This is a genomic window from Pseudocitrobacter cyperus (genome assembly GCF_039889165.1).
GTDB lineage: Bacteria > Pseudomonadota > Gammaproteobacteria > Enterobacterales > Enterobacteriaceae > Pseudocitrobacter > Pseudocitrobacter cyperus.
Genome location: NZ_JAYMYY010000003.1, coordinates 329,980 through 346,179 on the forward strand (window position 1 = coordinate 329,980; position 16,200 = coordinate 346,179).

18 protein-coding genes are annotated in these 16,200 nt (G+C 51.7%); 4 read left to right on the forward strand and 14 right to left on the reverse strand.

Going from position 1 to position 16,200, the window contains the following annotated elements:
- Positions 1 to 55: 55 nt before the first annotated feature.
- From mprA to VSR74_RS13175, 10 genes are all read right to left on the reverse strand, one after another.
- Positions 56 to 586 (reverse strand): transcriptional repressor MprA, encoded by a 531-nt coding sequence (mprA, locus tag VSR74_RS13130; protein WP_347795141.1) that lies wholly within the window; start codon positions 584 to 586, stop codon positions 56 to 58.
- Positions 587 to 733: 147 nt separating this feature from the next.
- Positions 734 to 1,915 (reverse strand): MFS transporter, encoded by a 1,182-nt coding sequence (locus VSR74_RS13135; protein WP_347795142.1) that lies wholly within the window; start codon positions 1,913 to 1,915, stop codon positions 734 to 736.
- A gap of 243 nt (positions 1,916 to 2,158) precedes the next feature.
- Complete coding sequence (proX, locus tag VSR74_RS13140; RefSeq protein WP_347795143.1) at positions 2,159 to 3,154, reverse strand: glycine betaine/L-proline ABC transporter substrate-binding protein ProX; 996 nt, start codon at positions 3,152 to 3,154, stop codon at positions 2,159 to 2,161.
- A 65-nt stretch (positions 3,155 to 3,219) separates the two neighbouring features.
- Complete coding sequence (proW, locus tag VSR74_RS13145; protein WP_347795144.1) at positions 3,220 to 4,278, reverse strand: glycine betaine/L-proline ABC transporter permease ProW; 1,059 nt, start codon at positions 4,276 to 4,278, stop codon at positions 3,220 to 3,222.
- Positions 4,271 to 5,473: a glycine betaine/L-proline ABC transporter ATP-binding protein ProV gene (gene proV / locus VSR74_RS13150; protein WP_347795145.1), complete on the reverse strand. Its 1,203-nt coding sequence runs from the start codon at positions 5,471 to 5,473 to the stop codon at positions 4,271 to 4,273. The genes proW and proV overlap by 8 nt, the downstream gene beginning before the upstream one ends.
- 354 nt (positions 5,474 to 5,827) lie before the next feature.
- Entirely contained in the window at positions 5,828 to 6,790 is a 963-nt protein-coding gene (gene nrdF / locus VSR74_RS13155) for a class 1b ribonucleoside-diphosphate reductase subunit beta (protein WP_347795146.1), read from the reverse strand.
- 10 nt (positions 6,791 to 6,800) lie between these two features.
- Complete coding sequence (nrdE, locus tag VSR74_RS13160) at positions 6,801 to 8,945, reverse strand: class 1b ribonucleoside-diphosphate reductase subunit alpha (RefSeq protein WP_347795147.1); 2,145 nt, start codon at positions 8,943 to 8,945, stop codon at positions 6,801 to 6,803.
- The gene (gene nrdI / locus VSR74_RS13165; protein ID WP_347795148.1) at positions 8,918 to 9,328 is read right to left on the reverse strand and encodes a class Ib ribonucleoside-diphosphate reductase assembly flavoprotein NrdI; all 411 of its coding nucleotides are present in this window, start codon (positions 9,326 to 9,328) and stop codon (positions 8,918 to 8,920) included. The genes nrdE and nrdI overlap by 28 nt, the downstream gene beginning before the upstream one ends.
- Positions 9,325 to 9,570 (reverse strand): glutaredoxin-like protein NrdH, encoded by a 246-nt coding sequence (nrdH, locus tag VSR74_RS13170; protein WP_347795149.1) that lies wholly within the window; start codon positions 9,568 to 9,570, stop codon positions 9,325 to 9,327. The genes nrdI and nrdH overlap by 4 nt, the downstream gene beginning before the upstream one ends.
- A gap of 181 nt (positions 9,571 to 9,751) precedes the next feature.
- Positions 9,752 to 10,186: a carboxymuconolactone decarboxylase family protein gene (locus tag VSR74_RS13175; RefSeq protein ID WP_347795150.1), complete on the reverse strand. Its 435-nt coding sequence runs from the start codon at positions 10,184 to 10,186 to the stop codon at positions 9,752 to 9,754.
- Positions 10,187 to 10,275: 89 nt separating this feature from the next.
- On the opposite strand from VSR74_RS13175, the gene pdxR reads away from it, so the two are divergent.
- Positions 10,276 to 11,622 carry a MocR-like pyridoxine biosynthesis transcription factor PdxR gene (gene pdxR, locus VSR74_RS13180; RefSeq protein WP_347795151.1) on the forward strand — a complete coding sequence of 449 codons (1,347 nt, stop codon included), beginning with the start codon at positions 10,276 to 10,278 and terminating at the stop codon, positions 11,620 to 11,622.
- 105 nt (positions 11,623 to 11,727) lie between these two features.
- Here pdxR and VSR74_RS13185 read toward each other — a convergent pair whose 3' ends face one another.
- On the reverse strand, positions 11,728 to 12,054 hold the full coding sequence (locus VSR74_RS13185) for a DUF883 family protein (RefSeq protein WP_347795152.1): 327 nt from the start codon (positions 12,052 to 12,054) through the stop codon (positions 11,728 to 11,730).
- A 163-nt stretch (positions 12,055 to 12,217) separates the two neighbouring features.
- Between VSR74_RS13185 and VSR74_RS13190 the strand changes: the two genes are divergently transcribed.
- The gene (locus VSR74_RS13190) at positions 12,218 to 12,562 is read left to right on the forward strand and encodes a DUF2002 family protein (RefSeq protein ID WP_347795153.1); all 345 of its coding nucleotides are present in this window, start codon (positions 12,218 to 12,220) and stop codon (positions 12,560 to 12,562) included.
- A 32-nt stretch (positions 12,563 to 12,594) separates the two neighbouring features.
- Here the strand turns inward: VSR74_RS13190 and alaE are convergent, their stop codons facing one another.
- Positions 12,595 to 13,044, reverse strand: a complete 450-nt coding sequence (gene alaE, locus VSR74_RS13195; RefSeq protein WP_347795154.1) for an L-alanine exporter AlaE — start codon at positions 13,042 to 13,044, stop codon at positions 12,595 to 12,597.
- Positions 13,045 to 13,690: 646 nt separating this feature from the next.
- Here alaE and stpA point away from each other — a divergent pair.
- Positions 13,691 to 14,092: a DNA-binding protein StpA gene (gene stpA / locus VSR74_RS13200; RefSeq protein WP_347795253.1), complete on the forward strand. Its 402-nt coding sequence runs from the start codon at positions 13,691 to 13,693 to the stop codon at positions 14,090 to 14,092.
- A 45-nt stretch (positions 14,093 to 14,137) separates the two neighbouring features.
- Here the strand turns inward: stpA and VSR74_RS13205 are convergent, their stop codons facing one another.
- Together VSR74_RS13205 and VSR74_RS13210 are read right to left on the reverse strand one after the other, a co-directional pair.
- Positions 14,138 to 14,317, reverse strand: a complete 180-nt coding sequence (locus tag VSR74_RS13205; RefSeq protein ID WP_347795155.1) for a hypothetical protein — start codon at positions 14,315 to 14,317, stop codon at positions 14,138 to 14,140.
- Positions 14,318 to 14,395: 78 nt separating this feature from the next.
- A complete protein-coding gene (locus VSR74_RS13210) occupies positions 14,396 to 14,920 on the reverse strand; it encodes a rhodanese family protein (protein WP_347795156.1) in 525 nt (174 codons plus the stop codon).
- Positions 14,921 to 15,574: 654 nt separating this feature from the next.
- Here VSR74_RS13210 and VSR74_RS13215 point away from each other — a divergent pair.
- Positions 15,575 to 16,159 (forward strand): fimbrial protein, encoded by a 585-nt coding sequence (locus VSR74_RS13215; RefSeq protein ID WP_347795157.1) that lies wholly within the window; start codon positions 15,575 to 15,577, stop codon positions 16,157 to 16,159.
- Positions 16,160 to 16,200 lie beyond the last annotated feature (41 nt).

Below are 16,200 nucleotides of genomic sequence, written 5' to 3' on the forward strand. Positions count from 1 at the left end.
ATCTGCTGGCCTGTCAGTATCTGTTATCAATCAGGAAATTGAGCGATATCCGGATTTAGCGCAATGCCTCAAGGACAACGCCATCTACATCCATCTGATCCAGACGGGTGAGTAGTTTCCGGGTGATATGCTCAAGCTGGTCTTTTTCAGCGGCGCTTAATGAAGACCAAAGTTGATGTAAACAATGATGTTGCGGAGGCAGCACCTCACGCAGGAACTGATGACCTTTATCGGTCAACTGCAAGTGCAGGCAACGACGGTCATTATCGCTTTCGCGACGCTCGATCCAGCCGCGTTTTTCCAGCTCATCGGCAATACGGGTTGCATTGGTACGAGACGACCCCAGGGCGCAGCTCAGTTCAGAAGGCTGAATGCTGTGATTTTCCTGAGACTCCAGCGTAATTAACGCCATAAATAATGTCTCGTTGATCCCCTGAGCTTTCAGCATCTTATTGCGATTGTCCAGCAGCTTGCCCTGCATGTGCATGCAGAGACGAGTCAGAAGGATTTCCTGGAATGGGAAATCTTCATGGCGACTGGCGCGAAATTTTAGCATTTGTTCAATGGGCGTAAACGAACTATCCATTTGGGCTTAACCTCATTAATTTCAGCCGATATAGTAACGACGGTGACAAATAAAGTAAATGAATTATTGATTCGAATTTATGTGTCGAATCTATAAGAAAAGTTGGGCCAGGTAGAACCTCAACCTGGCGCTTGTTAAGGCAGGGTCTTACGCCTGCGGCTGATGTCGGTAGCCGCGCCACCACACCAACAGGTTGAGCAGCGTCACCAGGATGCCGACCAGACAGACACCGTTCCAGCCCGCGTGCTGCCAGGCTGAAGCGGAAATCAGCGATCCGGCCGCTCCGCCGATGAAGTAGCAGGTCATATAACCGGCGGTAAGACGGTTACGCGCATCGGGGTGCACACGATAAATCACCGTCTGGTTAGTAATATGGACACCCTGAACCATCAGGTCGAGCAGCAAAATGCCGATAATCAGAGCCGCGATGGACACCTGTCCGTACCAGATAGCCAGCCAGGAGAGCAGCAGCGCCAGCAGGCTAACGGTGGTGGTCAGGTGAGCCTTGCCTTTATCCGCCAGTGTACCCACCGGGCGAGCGCCTAATGCGCCTGCTGCCCCCACCAGGCCTAACAGACCAATGGTTCCCTCTGAGAAGTGGAAAGGGGCGCCTGCGAGCAGAAAGGCCATTGAAGTCCAGAGAATGCTAAAGCTGGCAAAGGTGAGACAGCCGAGCAGGGCGCGGGTACGCAGTAATTTATTCCGGGCAAAGAGATGGTAAATCGAGCCCAGAATCTGTGGGTAGTTGAGATGATTCTCCTGCTTCAGCTTTGGCAAACCACGCCACAGCGCCAGCGCCAGTATCGCCATCAGCACGCTGGCAACCCAGAATACCGTTCGCCAACCACCAAGCGTTGCCAGTAACCCGGCAACGGTACGCGCCAGCAGGATCCCGAGCAGCAGGCCACTCATCACGGTACCGACTACTTTGCCGCGTTTTTCCGGTGCGGCAAGCGTCGCCGCCATCGGCACTAATAGTTGCGCTACGACCGAAAAGAGCCCGGTGAGGGCGGTACCAAGAATCATCATCCCCAGAGATGTACTGCTGGCGGTAATCAGCATCCCGCCTGCGGCCAGTAGCGTCATGATCACAATCAGTCTGCGACGCTCAAACATGTCGCCGAGCGGCACCAGAAACAGCAATCCTGCGGCATAGCCAAGCTGAGCGGTAGTAACGATAAAGCCCGCCTGGCTGGCGCTGAGCGAGAATGCGCGGGCGATAGCTTCCAGCAGCGGCTGCGCATAATAGTTGCTGGCGACGGCAAGCCCGGTTGCAACGGACATCAGGACAATCAGCGCGGGACTCAGCCCGTGAGATGTTTTGGTCATTGGAGTAAATTATTTTCGTGGTGATTATTATTGATGTTACCAATAATAACGGATGCAGTGGGATTTAAGTGAAATGAATGGTGGCGAGACGTGCGGTTTCTGTGGGGAAGCTGCCCCCTCACCCTAACCCTCTCCCCAAAGGGGAGAGGGAATGATTGTGCACATTGTCAATCTCTGCACAGGTTTTCTCCCTCGCCCCTTTGGGGAGAGGGCCGGGGTGAGGGGAAAGGCGCTGCCCTATTTCTATTTCTGCGCTGCCAGCGCTTCTTTCACCCAGCCATCAAACTGAGCCTGGTGGGCTTTGATCCAGCCATCGACATGACCCTGGATATCACTTTCAGATGCTTTACCTTCATGCATCATTGAGTTCTGGGCGTTAATGTCGGCAACCGGCACTTTCATAATAGAGAACAGCTTCGCCGCCGCCGGGTTTTTCTCGGCCCAGACTTTGTTGGCGACGATATGCATGGTGCTAACCGGGAAGCCATAGTTCGCGCCGTTTGGCAGTTTGGTATCGATATTTTTCTGCTCGCCCGGCAGGGAGGAGAACGGTACCTGCAACCACACCACATCTTTACCAGGTTTCATCACATCGCTGACCCAGTACGGCGTCCAGGTGTAATAAAGCACCGGTTTGCCTTCTTTATAACGGGTGATGGTATCGGCCATCATCGCCGCATAGTTACCCTGGTTGTGGTTGACGGTTTTGGTCAGGCCATAGGCGCCCAGTTGATGGTTAATGGCGGCTTCACAGCCCCATCCTGGGTTACAGCCGGTTAAGTCCGCTTTGCCGTCGCCGTTGCTGTCGAACAGTTTGGCGATTTTCGGATCTTTAAGCTGCTCAATATTGGTGATGTGATACTGATCAGCGGTTTTCTTGTCGATCAGATAACCCTGAGCCGCGCCGTTCACGAACACGCCTTCGCGGTAAAATTTCTTGTCGCCACCGGCGGCGGCATACATATCATCGTGCAGTGGTTGCCAGTTCACGGCAGTGAAGGTGGAGTCGCCGGATGCCAGAGAGGTATAGGCTACGTTGTAGTCGACTTCATCAGGCTTTTTCACGGTGTAGCCCAGCTTTTCCAGCGCGCGGCTGACCAGCAGAGTCTGGAAGGTCTCTTCCGTAATGGTGCTCTGAATGGGCTGAACGGTGATGCCCTTACCCGGCAGGTCTGCCGCGAAGGTGCTGGTGGAAGCGAGGGTAGCGAAGGCTGTGGCTAAAATTATGCGATGTCTCATCGTTGTTCCTTTTATATGTGTAAGGTGCGGTGAGCCCGGCGCATGGCGCGCCGGGTAAAACGAGATTACTTACTGAAAGGGCGGGTCAACAGACCCAGCGGGCCGGTGGTGTACCAGCGGCGGTTGCCACGGCTACGGGAGTCACGGCCTACGGCTTGTGTCAGGCGGTCGAGGATAATCGCCAGAATGACGATACCGACGCCGCCAACGGTGGCGAGACCCATATCAAGGCGGCCAATACCGCGCAGAACCATCTGCCCCAGGCCGCCGACGGCGATCATCGAGGCGATAACCACCATCGACAGCGCCAGCATCAGCGTCTGGTTCACACCTGCCATAATGGTCGGCATGGCCAGCGGAAGCTGGACTTTAAACAGCATCTGGCGCGGGCTGGCACCGAACGAGCGCGAGGCTTCAATCAGATCCGCCGGAACCTGGTTAATCCCCAGAATGGTCAAACGCACAATCGGCGGCAGGGCGAAGATAATCGTCACCACGACCCCCGGTACGTTACCGATACCGAACAACATAACGATGGGTACCAGATAAACAAACGCCGGGGTTGTCTGCATGGCATCGAGCAGCGGACGAATAATTTTTGACGCCCGCGGACTCCGCGCCAGCCATATCCCCAGCGGTAGACCGATGATGATACAGAACAGTAAGGCGGTCAGAACCAGCGCCAGAGTCACCATCGCCTGCGACCAGGCGCCGATAGCGCCAATAGCAATCAGCGACACCAGCGTCGCGACGCCCATACTGAGGCTCGACATCTGCCAGGCGATCAGCGCAAAGACGATTATTGCAACGGGGGCCGGCATGCCCAACAGCAGTTGCTGGAAGGCGCTGAGGATGTAATCGATAGGTACGCGGATGCCCTGGAAAACCGGGCGGAAGTGCAGCACGACCCAATCGATCCCGTGTGTAACCCAGCTATCCAGCGGGATCAGCGTCTTGTGGAAGGGATCCAGAATGTTGAAATGTTCCGGCTGCGGCGCGGGAGCGCTGTTCAGCCAGTCTGCTGTACCACCGCCGTCGGCAGGCGCGCTGCCCCAGGCGTCGGCGGATTGTGCGGCATTATCTGCCGCTGGTGCGGTATCCCACGGATTAGTTTGATCAGCCATTGTTCGTCACCTCGCGATCTAAAGCCTGAAGAAGCATGCGTTTAGAAATAACCCCAACGTATTGCTGCTCTTCACCGACAACCGGTACCGCGCACGGTGCCTGGCCGACGTGAGAGAGCAATTCGCTGAGCGGCGTTTCTGCGTCAACGACTAATGGCGGGTCTAACAAGGCGCTTTCAATACCCAGGCCTTCGCTCAGGGCGGCTTTCAGCGTATCAATAGACACAATTCCGACGAATTTATTTCCGCGCTCAATCACATAACCATATTCCCGGTCATCGTCCTGCAATAATTTAAGCGCAGAGCGAGGGCCGAATCCTGGTGTTTTTCGGATAATTCCGGCAGGGCTTCGGCGGGCAATATCTTTGGCGCTAAATACCTGGCTAATATCGACACCGCGGAAGAAGGTGCGTACATAATCATTAGCCGGATTGTTGAGGATTTCATCCGGTGTACCGACCTGGACAACCTCACCATTTTGCATAATGGCAATACGATCGCCAATTCGCATGGCTTCATCGAGATCGTGAGAAATAAAGACGATGGTACGCTGATGTTTGGCCTGTAATTTTACCAGTTCATCCTGCATTTCCGTGCGGATTAATGGATCGAGAGCCGAGAAGGCTTCATCCATTAATAAGATATCCGGGTTAATTGCCAGCGCACGGGCTAAGCCGACGCGTTGACGCATCCCGCCGGAGAGTTCATCCGGATAAGAGTGAGCATAATTTTCCAGCCCGACCTGACGCAGCGCATCAAGCGCTTTTTCCTGGCGTTCAGCCGCCGGCACGCCAGCCAGTTCCATACCAAAGGCGGCGTTATCCACCACGGTCATGTGCGGCATCAGGGCGAATGACTGGAAGACCATCGCAATTTTCTTTCTGCGTACCTCGCGGAGTTCGGCGTCAGAGATTTTGGCGATATCTACGCCGTCAATCAGCACCTGTCCACGGGTTGGTTCAATCAGGCGATTGAGAAGGCGTACCATGGTCGATTTACCGGAACCGGATAATCCCATGATGACAAATATCTCGCCTTCTTCAATGGCCAGACTGGCGTCTTTAACGCCAAGCGATAATCCTGTTTTCTCCAGAATTTGTTCTTTGCTGAGGCCCTTCTCAATATATTTGAATGCGCGCTGTGGATGCTCACCAAATACTTTATAAAGATTTTTAACTTCTAATTTAATTGCCATGCAATAATAGAATTCCCGTTATTTATTTATTTCGATATGATTCCTGATGGAAATAATTACACGGGTATACCCTAACATACTGAGATTCTGTGACAACCCTTGAGACGATTCTGCTTGCCGAAATGGGAGGGGCGAATTGCCGGGGCTTCCCGTGATATAAGGGCTGAGAGCAATTCGAATTTTTCTGATATTTTTACGTCCTTCCACCGTAAATTTCACCTGAAAGCGATAAAATCAGGTGAAATGAAGTGATAAATAACAGTGTAGTAGCCCTAAGAATATTTGTGTGATTAATTGCGCTATTCGTAAAATAATCCGGCAAAAAGTGAGGAATATTTTTGCCGGAAAATGTCATTAAAAGTCCCAATCGTCGTCGGTGGTTTCGACGGCTTTTCCCATCACATAAGAGGAACCTGATCCGGAGAAAAAGTCGTGGTTTTCATCGGCGCCTGGCGAAAGCGCGGCAAGGATCGCCGGGTTCACCTCGGCCATTTCAGCCGGGAAAAGCGCTTCATAGCCCAGGTTCATCAGCGCCTTATTGGCGTTGTAGCAGAGAAACGCTTTTACTTCATCAACCCAGCCACTTTCGGCATAGAGCGCCTCGGTATAAGCCAGTTCGTTATCATAGAGATCCATTAACAAATCCAGGGCGAAATGCTTCAGCGACTCACGCTCCTCTTCGCTGACTTTCTCCAGCCCTTTCTGATACTTATAGCCAATATAATAACCGTGCACCGCTTCATCACGAATAATCAGGCGGATGAGGTCGGCGGTGTTGGTGAGTTTACCGCGGCTCGACCAGTACATCGGTAGCCAGAATCCGGAATAGAAAAGAAACGACTCCAGAAATACGCTGGCGATTTTCTTCTTCAGGGGATCATCGGCCTGATAGCGCTCCAGCATCAGGTGCGCTTTTTTCTGTAACGGCGCGTTCTCTTCGCTCCAGGCGTAAGCGGCGTCCACGTCTTTCGTCTGACAGAGCGTCGAGAAAATTGAGCTGTATGAACGGGCATGCACCGCTTCCATAAAGCTGATATTCGACATTACCGCTTCTTCGTGGGGCGTCAGTGAGTCAGGCATCAGCGACGGCGCGCCCACGGTATTTTGAATGGTGTCCAGCAGCGTCAGCCCGGTGAATACGCGAATGGTGAGTTGCTGCTGAGCGGGCGTGAGGCTCTGCCATGCCGGAATATCATTGGACAGCGGTACTTTCTCCGGTAGCCAGAAATTGCTGGTCAGGCGGTTCCATACCTCCAGATCTTTATCATCCTGAATCTTGTTCCAGTTGACAGCGCTGACGTGCGATAAACGGTTCATCCTTTTCTCCTTACAGCGCGCAGGATACGCAGCCTTCAATTTCCGTACCTTCCAGCGCAAGCTGGCGCAGGCGAATGTAGTAGAGGGTTTTGATCCCTTTCTTCCATGCGTAAATCTGCGCTTTGTTGATATCGCGCGTGGTGGCGGTATCGGGGAAGAAGAGGGTCAGCGACAGCCCCTGATCAACGTGGCGCGTCGCTTCGGCGTAGGTGTCGATAATCTTCTCCGGGCCAATCTCATATGCGTCCTGGTAGAGCGCAAGATTATCGTTATTCATAAAGGGCGCAGGATAGTAGACACGCCCGGTTTTGCCCTCTTTGCGGATTTCCACTTTTGACACAATTGGGTGAATACTTGATGTGGCATGATTGATATAGGAAATTGACCCCGTCGGCGGAACAGCCTGTAAATTCTGGTTGTAGAGGCCATAACACATCACCGCTTCGCGTAACTGCCGCCAGTTTTCGTGGCTCGGCAGGATAACGCCAGAACGCTGGAAGAGGGCGCGAATGCGCGCATGTTTCGGCTGCCAGTCACCCTCCAGATATTGCGTAAAATATTCGCCGCTGGCGTAGCGGGACGTTTCAAACCCGGCAAAATGTTCCCCGCGTTCACGCGCGATGAGCATCGAGGTGTGCAACGCGTGCCAGGTCACGGTGTAGAAGTAGAGGTTTGTGAACTCCAGTGCTTCCGGGCTGCCGTAAGCGATGCCTTCCCGCGCCAGATAGCCATGCAGGTTCATCTGCCCAAGCCCGATGGCATGGGACGCCGCGTTACCCGCTTCAATGGATGGCACCGAACGAATGTGGCTCATATCGGAAACGGCCGTCAGGCCGCGGATCGCCGTTGCGATGGTCAGGCCAAAATTGGGTGAATCCATGGCGTGTGCAATATTCAGTGAACCGAGATTACAGGAGATATCATGGCCGGTAGTCGCGTAATCGAGGTTGTCGTCATAGGTTGACGCACTGTTCACCTGCAAAATTTCCGAACACAGGTTGCTCATGTTAATGCGCCCGGCAATGGGGTTGGCACGATTTACCGTATCTTCATACATGATGTACGGATAGCCGGACTCAAACTGGATCTCCGCCAGCGTCTGGAAGAAATCCCGCGCATTGATGTATTTTTTGCGCACTCCCGGGTTCGCTTCCAGTTCGGCGTACATCTCGCTGATGGCGATATCGCCAAAAGGCTTGCCGTACAGGCGCTCGACGTCATAGGGTGAGAAGAGCGCCATCTCAGCATTCTCTTTCGCTAAGCGGAAAGTGATATCAGGAATGACCACCCCGAGCGAGAGCGTCTTGATACGGATTTTCTCATCGGCATTTTCCCGTTTGGTATCAAGAAAACGCAGAATATCCGGATGATGGGCATGCAGGTAAACCGCCCCTGCGCCCTGGCGCGCACCGAGCTGATTGGCGTATGAAAACGCATCTTCCAGCATTTTCATGACCGGAATAACGCCGGAAGACTGGTTCTCAATACGCTTGATTGGCGCGCCTGACTCACGCAAATTCGACAGCAAAAAGGCGACGCCGCCGCCGCGTTTAGAGAGCTGTAACGCTGAATTTACCGCGCGGCCAATGGATTCCATATTGTCCTCAATGCGTAACAGGAAGCAGGAAACCAGCTCGCCGCGCTGCTGTTTGCCGCAGTTGAGAAAGGTGGGCGTGGCCGGCTGGAATCGCCCGGACAGCATCTCATCGGTTAACTGACAAGCGAGCGCTTCATCGCCCTGCGCGAGGGTCAATGCCACCATGCAAACGCGATCGGCGAAGTGCTCCAGATAACGCTTACCGTCGAAGGTTTTTAAGGTGTAGCTGGTGTAGAACTTCCATGCGCCAAGAAAGGTCTGGAATCGAAAACCGCTGGAGTGCGCGTGCTTAAACAGCGCAATGACAAAGGGCCGTGGATAGCGCTTCAGAACGGTTTCATCGTAATAGCCCTCCGCGACCAGCCAGCGCAGGCGCTCCTCTTCATCAGTAAAGTTAACGCTATTTGGCTGAACGTGTGCGATCATAAAAGCATCAACGGCTTCATGGTCTTTTTCAAACTGAATCTGCCCGTTACGGTCATACAGATTCAGCATCGCGTTCAGGGCATGATAATCAGGCGTAACCTGGGTTATAGGTTCTGCGGTTGTCGTTGCCAAAATTCGCTCACTCCTTTTCGCACGGTATCGATATCGTGTTGCGTGCCCATCAGCTCAAAACGGTAGAGCCAGGGAATCTGACATTTTTTAGCGATCACCGCGCCCGCGCGGCCATACGCATCGCCAAAGTTTCGGTTTCCGGCGGCAATCACGCCGCGGATCAATGCCCGGTTCTGCGGGTCGTTTAAAAAGCGGATCACCTGACGCGGTACCGAGCCTGCCGTACCGCCTCCGCCATAGCTGGGCAGCACCAGAATATAAGGCTCGTCGGCCTGGATACGCTCCCGTTCATCCAGCGGAATGCGGATCGCAGGCAGCCCGAGGCGCATCATAAAGCGGTGCGTGTTCTCAGAGCTGCTGGAGAAGTAGACGAGGCGGCTCATGCGTGAGCGGCGATAGCATCGGGGCGTAGGCGGTTGATCATATCCGGGCGGAACCCTGACCAGCGGGTGTCACCGGCGATGACCACCGGAAGCTGACGAAAACCCTGCTCACGCAGCGTATCGGCCATCTCAGGATGCTGGTCGAGATTCACCATCTCAAAATCAAAGCCGCGACTCTCCATTGCCCGTTTGGTAGCGTGACACTGGATACAGTTATTACGAGTGTAAATAGTAATGCGCATGATTCGTATTTCCATTTAAAATGATAATAAGGCGCAGTTAAGAGCGTCGGTTGTGGCGTGATTACCTGAAAGGAATACTAGATGTAGTTTTTGGAAAGTTCAACCATACAATATATAGATATTTAAACAAAAAAAGCCCTCTGCGCATGAGACACAGGGGGCCGGAAGCTTTTGCCTAAAATTACATGCGCATAGCGATAGCGAGGCGGTTGAAAGCGTTCATCAGGCTGACAGCGAAGGTCAGGTCGCTGATTTGCTCTGCGCTAAAATGCGCCTGTAGCGGATGGTAAACGCTATCCTCCGCATGATGCTCGGCGATATGCGTGACATCTTCTGCCCAGGCCAGCGCCGCGCACTCCGCTTCGCTGAAGTGGGTGCTTACTCTCCAGCCAGCCAGAGCATCCAGCTTCGTCTGCTCTACACCCGATTTCCTCAGCGCTTTACTGTGCATCTCCAGACAGAAGGCGCAACCGTTGATCTGCGACACGCGTAGGTAGACCAGCTCCAGCAGGGCGCGATCCAGCGAACTTTTTTCCAGGGCCAGGCTCGCCTGAACCATGCCTTTGTAGACTTCGGGGCTTAATTCGTAATAGGGCTGGCGCAGCAGGGTTGTCATATCGTCTCTCCTCGTTTTTGTTGCAGGAAAGATAGCACTATAATGGTATGAGTAAGATGACCATATTGTGAGTAAAAAAGCAGACCATAATGCAAAACGAAGGGCCGCGTTATCGGCAAATTGCCTGGCAGTTAAAAACGGCGATTGAAGAGGGAAAGCTGGGCGCTGGGCGTCGGCTACCCTCCAGTCGGGTCTACGCTCAGGAGTTGGGCGTTTCGCGCGTGACGGTAGAAAATGCCTATGGCGAGCTGGTGGCACAGGGCTGGCTGGAGCGGCGTGGTCAGGCAGGAACATTTGTCAGTGAACATCTGACGCTTAAACCCGTCGCCGTGGAACCGACCTGGTTTGGTGGCGAAGAGCCGCATCCTCAGCCGTTTCAATTGGGATTACCCGCGCTGGATCTCTTCCCACGCGCGTTATGGGCAAGAATGATGGGGCGACGGCTGCGAACCCAGACCCGTTTTGATCTGGCGCTGGGCGATGTGTGCGGCGAGATGGCTTTGCGTCAGGCAATTGTTGAGTATCTCCGACTTTCGCGCAGTATCGAATGTTTGCCAGAGCAGGTGTTTATCACCTCCGGTTATGCCGCCTCGATGAGTTTGATTCTCCGGGCGCTGAACGGCCAGGGGCAGGGAATGTGGGTGGAAGATCCTGGTTTCCCGCTTATCCGCCCGGTGATAGCCCGGGAAGGCATCACCCTGCATCCTATCCCCGTAGATAACGAAGGTATGAATGTAGAGTGGGCACTTGCTAACGTGTCGGATGCCCGTTTTGCGCTGGTTACTCCCGCCCATCAAAGCCCGTTGGGTGTGGCGCTGTCTCTGCCGCGCCGCCGGCAATTGCTGGACTGGGCAATGCATAATCAGGCATGGATCATTGAAGATGACTATGACAGTGAGTTTCGCTATCAGGGCAAACCGTTGCCGCCGTTGAAAAGCCTGGATGCGCCGCAGCGCGTAATTTACGCCGGAACCTTTAGCAAGGCGATGTTCCCCGCGCTGCGCACGGCCTGGCTGGTGGTACCTTTACCGCTGGTGGGGGCATTTCGCGAGCTGGTGCGGCAGATTGCCTGCCCGGTGCCTATTCCTGGTCAACAAACGTTGGGCGATTTTATTCGGGAAGGCCACTTCTGGCGCCATCTTAAAAAGATGCGTGTGCATTACGCCCGGCGGCGACGCTGGCTTGAAGAGGCGCTATTGGCTCAGGGTTTTGATGTGGTGGCACAGCAGGGCGGTATTCAGTTGGTGGTGAATATTTCCGGCGACGATCGCCGGCTTGCCGCTCAGGCGCGTGCGGCCGGGCTGGCGGTTCAGGCAATCAATGACTGGCGGATCGCGGGCAGAGGCACTCCGGGGCTTATCATGAGTTTTACTAACATTGTGTCGCAGAATATGGCGAATGAACAGGTGGCGGCATTGAGGCGAGCACTTACGTAAAAACCCCGGCGGATAAAAGCCGGGGCGCAGACGCGTAGCCGTTCAGAACGTTATCTTACTGTTTTCCGATACGGCGCATTTATTATCTTCACATATCCACTTCAATTATCGACGCAAACTTAATAATGCGCCAATAAATATCCCTACGGCGGCCACCGCGCCTAAACTTTGCCACGGTTTATCTCGCACATAGGTGCTGGCGCAGTTCAGGTAATCGCAAGCGGCCTGCTGTGAACGGCTGCGGCCATGCAGTCTGGCGCGAGACTCCTTCAACAGCGCCTGTGCTTTGCGGCGTGCGGCTTCGGCTTCGCCTTTTGCATCGCTACCCCAGCTTTTCAGTACATCCTCAAGACTGTCGGCTAACTGATTGACTTGATCCTGAATATCCTGAGTCTCATCAACAACGTCATTGCGGCCAAATCGATTAGGCATGTGCTTCTCCTTTTAAGTGGGGACGGAATTAAGTGTAGGCAAAATTTTTATCCTTTGGAGTTAATCACAAGGAATTGACGCGTTTGTGGATTTTTCTGAAAGCGAGGTTAATGCTGATTACTGTAAGGTGGCGGTGCAGTAAAAAGATGACGAGGAAAAAATAATGTATTTACGACCTGACGAGGTGGCGCGCGTTCTTGAAAAAGTGGGCTTCACTGTGGATGTAGTAACCCAGAAAGCTTACGGCTATCGCCGTGGGGAAAATTATGTATACGTGAATCGCGAAGCGAGGATGGGGCGCACAGCGTTAGTTATCCACCCGGCGTTAAAAGAGCGGAGTAATTCTCTGGCGGAGCCGGCTTCTGATATAAAAACCTGCGATCACTACCAGCAATTTCCTCTCTACTTAGGTGGCGATGAACAACAGCATTACGGCATTCCGCATGGCTTTAGTTCACGTATTGCGCTGGAGCGTTATCTGAACGGCCTGTTTGGCGACGTTCGCTAAGAGAGCGACTGGCGTGGGCCAGTCGCTACGCATTATGCTTTTGCCTGGGTGTACTGGCTAACACGGAACAGGCGGCGGCAGAAGTCCAGGAAATAGCCATACACCGCACCCATCACCATAGAAACCACGATATTTGAGCTGACGGCCGCGGCAATCTGATGCCAGTCTGCGCCAATGGTCAGCAGAATCACGACATATACCGGCGACTGGAAGGTGACATAAGCCAGCGTGTCGGCCAGATTTTTCACCCACCCGGCCGGGCTGATACGACGAGCCTGGCGCATGATGGCGTCACGGTAGATCCCGTATGGCCAGGCAATAATTATGTTGACCGGCACCGCTAACAGACGAGAAGAAAGAGACTGTTCAAAGGTCATCCCGGAGAGAAAAATTTCAATCATCATGTTCACGACGGAACAGTAGACCACCATCGCAAAAGTGTCTGCTGCTGCGTGACGCAGGCGTGACTGCGCAGAGAACATCGGTATGCTCCTCGAAACGTAACGAAAATCGTCAAAAATGAATGGTTACAGGTGTTTTGGTTTGGTTTTTTATCCGTGTATAGGTTATCTGCCTATCATTAAACTAACAACTAGTGAAATATTTTTATTTATTGCCTTTTTGTCAATAAAATACTCTGTTAGTGAATGCTTTCTGGATTTGGCATTATTTTTGGTTATCTGTTTTATTTATTTTATTTAAAATCAATGAGTTGTATTTTCATCTTTTCGGGCTGATAGCTGAGGCGACCGGAGGAACTGCGACGTCATCATAACTGATGGTTTTTTTGTGTGATCAGCCTCTCTTTTGGTTTTTTTTATGCTGATAATAGTCATTCGGTGGTGTTTTATTCTGATGTGACTTTTTGTGTTTTATGCGTTTCATATGTGTAATTATTCACTTGTCATTTTGTTAGCAGAGCGTGATGTCATCCGTGATTTATACGCGATTGCCGCATCTGCTATACGAAATATTAATGGTAAGCATTAAGAAATATAAATAAATATAAGAATGCTGATGTTGGGAAATATTCATAAATATTTCATGGGTGGTAATAAAATCAATAATATAATACAATCAGCTACTGAAGTGCCGTATTTTGATTTGAATAAGGATTTTAAACGCTCTATGTCTGTTATGTTACAAAAATTGAATAATATCCGTTCTTTGCGTGCAATGGCGCGAGATTTCTCCATTGACGTTCTTGAAGAAATGCTGGGAAAAGTCAGGATCGTCACTGAAGAAAAAAGAAATGAAGAGCAGTTTGCCGCGCAGCAACGTGCTGAACAGCAAGAAAAAATTAATACCTGGCTGGAATTAATGCAGGCTGACGGAATTTCTCCGGAAGAGTTGGCGGATATGAAAGCGGCACTTGTAACGACGCCGAAAAAACGCGCTACGCGTCCGGCAAAATATCAGTTCACCGATTTCAACGGTGAAGTAAAAACCTGGACGGGGCAGGGGCGTACCCCAAAACCTATCGCACAGGCAATGGCTGAGGGAAAATCACTGAATGATTTCCTGATTTAAGCTAAAGCATGTGAAAGCGGTGAGAATTTTCTCACCGCACTATTTTTAGCAGACGCCAAAATCACCTTCTTCAGTATATGGCGTAACATCTTCAGATTTCAGCGTATATTTTTCACCCTGTTCATTAGCCGCCTGAACCGCTACGATCTGATCGCTGTGTACTTCCAGCACCTTCAGTTTTGGCCCGCCCGCTTTCGGTTGCACAAAATCGCCTGGGGAATACATCGTCACACTCCTGTTCATCTGTTGGGATAATGATATTAGCCTATGTCCGTGTAATGAATTAGTAAACGTTGATAATGTTTATCTACGATTCCACGGCATAACCGCCAGTAGCCGTGCCATACCGCAAAATCCGCTGATCCCGGCGAAGGTAAGCCCTGCACCAACAAATGCGCTCAGCAGGTAGAACGCCTCCGAGACGGTATAGCCCAGTATGCAACCCAGAAGCGTTAAACTACCGGCAACGATTTGTACCTGTCGCATTAGCGGCAGCGGTTGTTTTTTATCTTCCACCGTTTCCAGCCCGGCGCGTTTCCAGGCCTGGAGCCCTCCTTCCATTATTTTGACCTCGGCGGGAGCCGCTGCGGCCACCAGGCGTTCACTATTGCTACGAGTACGATTCCCGGACTGGCAGTGATAGATAACACTATCGCCTGCTTTTACCGGTAGCGTCGAGCCGCTCTCAATGGCGCTTAACGGAAATAGCCTGGCCTGTGCAATGTGTTCTCGTGCGTGCTCATCCGCATCACGAATATCAATCAGCATCGCGCCGTCACGGATAAGCTGCATTGCCTGTTGGGGAGATATTATCTCAGGTCTGTTCATTTTATTGCCTCCTGCAGGGTTCATCCTATCCTGGAGTAAATGCAAAAAAATAACCATAGATAATGCAGTGATGATGATGCCGGGGAGACGGCTACCGCGAGTGGCATTATATAATCTATGGTTAATTTTCTTAGGGCGATCATTATTTATCCACGTTATAGCTATGGTTAATATGTATTCTAAGAATATTCTTAGTTAATGTAAATGTTGAAAGCTTGTGGGTATAAAATTCCAGCAAGAAAGATTGATTTTTTGTTAATTATTAAAGTTTGTTAATGATGGTGTTAAATTGCATGGCGTTATGTGGGGGTGAGTGATGTTAAGTGGTGTCCAAAATGCAACATTGTGGATTTATTTGCCCATCACTCAGTCTTTGGGTAATTTATTTAACGCATTCTCTACATAATTTGTTGTTGCAATTAATGCTACTGCCGATATCATTTATTCGCAGACCTAATACATTCAGCGGGTCTGCTACTCCATAAAGTCGATATTCTACCCCAGAGAAACATGCGGGAGATTAGAGACCATGCAAAATATCCTACAGATGGAACGACGATAAACTTCAACACGGAAGAACTGGCGCTATATGCCACAGGTTTGCTGCCTGGCATATACCGCATTGGATAGCCGTTAAAGAAGAGAGAAATAACAATGAAATCGCAGTTCCGTATTATGGCCGTTTTCGTCGCTGCTCTGGCATCAGGTACCGCATTTTCCGCGAATGCTGATGGCATGAGTACAGTTTTGGGCTCCGGTGACGGCGCTCAGGGGGCTGGTGGGCAGGTTAATTTCAGCGGTGAAATCACCGATGCTGCCTGTGATATCGTCAGCGAAAGCACGAATCAGAACGTCGATCTGGGCAAGTGGGCGAGCAGCTACTTTAAAGCCACTGGTACCGAAACCACAAAAACGCCTTTCCATATTAAAGTTAAAGATTGCCCACAATCCGTCAGCAAAGTATCCGTGCTGTTTGATGGTCAGAAAGATTCCGCTGAGAGCGATCTGCTGGCGGTGACTGGCGGCGCGACCGGCGTTGGGATCCAGTTGATTGAAGCAGATGAATCCACCGAAGTTCCCCTGGGTGTTGTGTCTAAAGAGTATCCGATCGATGCCGGTGCCGATGGTGCTGATGGATCGGCTGATTTGACCTTCTATGCTAACTACCGTGCGACAGCCGATAAAGTTAAGGCTGGTAAAGCTGACGGCGTTGCTAATTTCGAAATGGTCTACAACTAAGTTCTCTCTGAGCGGGAGCCTCTCCTGCTCAGTGTTTTTCC